This is a genomic window from Klebsiella sp. 141162 (assembly GCF_050600755.1).
GTDB lineage: Bacteria > Pseudomonadota > Gammaproteobacteria > Enterobacterales > Enterobacteriaceae > Klebsiella > Klebsiella aerogenes.
The window spans coordinates 1-1173 of the sequence record NZ_JAQIRI010000024.1 but is presented as its reverse complement, the minus strand read 5'-3'; the positions used below and the strand labels follow the sequence as shown (position 1 = coordinate 1173).

The window sequence follows — 1173 nt, the reverse complement described above, 5'->3', positions numbered from 1 at the left end:
CGTAATTCATTACGAAGTTTAATTCACGAGCATCAAACTTAAATTGAAGAGTTTGATCATGGCTCAGATTGAACGCTGGCGGCAGGCCTAACACATGCAAGTCGAGCGGTAGCACAGAGAGCTTGCTCTCGGGTGACGAGCGGCGGACGGGTGAGTAATGTCTGGGAAACTGCCTGATGGAGGGGGATAACTACTGGAAACGGTAGCTAATACCGCATAACGTCGCAAGACCAAAGTGGGGGACCTTCGGGCCTCATGCCATCAGATGTGCCCAGATGGGATTAGCTAGTAGGTGGGGTAATGGCTCACCTAGGCGACGATCCCTAGCTGGTCTGAGAGGATGACCAGCCACACTGGAACTGAGACACGGTCCAGACTCCTACGGGAGGCAGCAGTGGGGAATATTGCACAATGGGCGCAAGCCTGATGCAGCCATGCCGCGTGTATGAAGAAGGCCTTCGGGTTGTAAAGTACTTTCAGCGAGGAGGAAGGCGTTAAGGTTAATAACCTTAGCGATTGACGTTACTCGCAGAAGAAGCACCGGCTAACTCCGTGCCAGCAGCCGCGGTAATACGGAGGGTGCAAGCGTTAATCGGAATTACTGGGCGTAAAGCGCACGCAGGCGGTCTGTCAAGTCGGATGTGAAATCCCCGGGCTCAACCTGGGAACTGCATTCGAAACTGGCAGGCTAGAGTCTTGTAGAGGGGGGTAGAATTCCAGGTGTAGCGGTGAAATGCGTAGAGATCTGGAGGAATACCGGTGGCGAAGGCGGCCCCCTGGACAAAGACTGACGCTCAGGTGCGAAAGCGTGGGGAGCAAACAGGATTAGATACCCTGGTAGTCCACGCCGTAAACGATGTCGACTTGGAGGTTGTGCCCTTGAGGCGTGGCTTCCGGAGCTAACGCGTTAAGTCGACCGCCTGGGGAGTACGGCCGCAAGGTTAAAACTCAAATGAATTGACGGGGGCCCGCACAAGCGGTGGAGCATGTGGTTTAATTCGATGCAACGCGAAGAACCTTACCTACTCTTGACATCCAGAGAACTTAGCAGAGATGCTTTGGTGCCTTCGGGAACTCTGAGACAGGTGCTGCATGGCTGTCGTCAGCTCGTGTTGTGAAATGTTGGGTTAAGTCCCGCAACGAGCGCAACCCTTATCCTTTGTTGCCAGCGGT

At 54.1% G+C, this 1173-nt stretch carries 1 rRNA gene; it reads left to right on the top strand.

The annotated features are described in order from the left end of the window. Positions 1 to 40: 40 nt before the first annotated feature. Positions 41 to 1173: ribosomal RNA gene (locus PGR23_RS24380) — 16S ribosomal RNA — on the top strand; the annotation flags it as partial.